The following is a 486-nucleotide window of genomic DNA, read 5'->3' as shown; positions in this document are numbered from 1 at the left end:
CAAAATTAATCCTTTTTTAAATCCGTATTTCCAAAGAGTTGAATCAAACAAAGGGTAAATATGGTAAAATTACAAATAAGGGTAAAATTAAAAAGCTGGAGATGAGTATATGAAAAAATTAAAAAAGCGAAGGTTTATTATAATATTAAGTTTGCTGGTTGGTGGATTTATACTTTTTTCTGTCTATGATTTTTTTAATACTCAAAAAAAGGAAGAACAGAATCTAGCATTCATGGAAGAAAGCAGAGAACTAAAGAAGGAATACGATATTATATCGTTCGGTTTCCGTCCAGATAAAAAAACAATTAATGTCTATGTGCCATTAGAAGAAAAAAGTCAGAGTGAAATAGCCACTTCTTTCGAGAGAATCTCTCGAAAATATGGTATGGAGGATTTTGAAGTGAAGGTTAAAGCTATAAAAAAGGGGGATCCATATGAATATTAAGAGCATTCAAAAGGCCGCCAGTTTGATGTGACCCCCGAAAA

The 486-nt window shown here is 31.5% G+C and carries 1 protein-coding gene; it reads left to right on the top strand.

Annotated features, from left to right (window positions below):
* Positions 1-109: 109 nt before the first annotated feature.
* Positions 110-445, top strand: coding sequence for a hypothetical protein (locus WYK_RS06470; RefSeq protein ID WP_040373731.1), 336 nt, complete (start codon positions 110-112; stop codon positions 443-445).
* Positions 446-486 lie beyond the last annotated feature (41 nt).

Origin of the sequence: Peribacillus psychrosaccharolyticus ATCC 23296, from assembly GCF_000305495.1 — a bacterium.
In the GTDB taxonomy this organism is placed as follows: Bacteria; Bacillota; Bacilli; order Bacillales; family DSM-1321; genus Peribacillus; species Peribacillus psychrosaccharolyticus.
This window is presented reverse-complemented; position numbering and strand designations above follow the sequence as displayed.

Coding starts and splice junctions, on each gene's coding strand:
- WYK_RS06470 (WP_040373731.1), top strand. CDS start 110: ATGAAAAAATTAAAAAAGCGAAGGTTTATTATAATATTAAGTTTGCTG.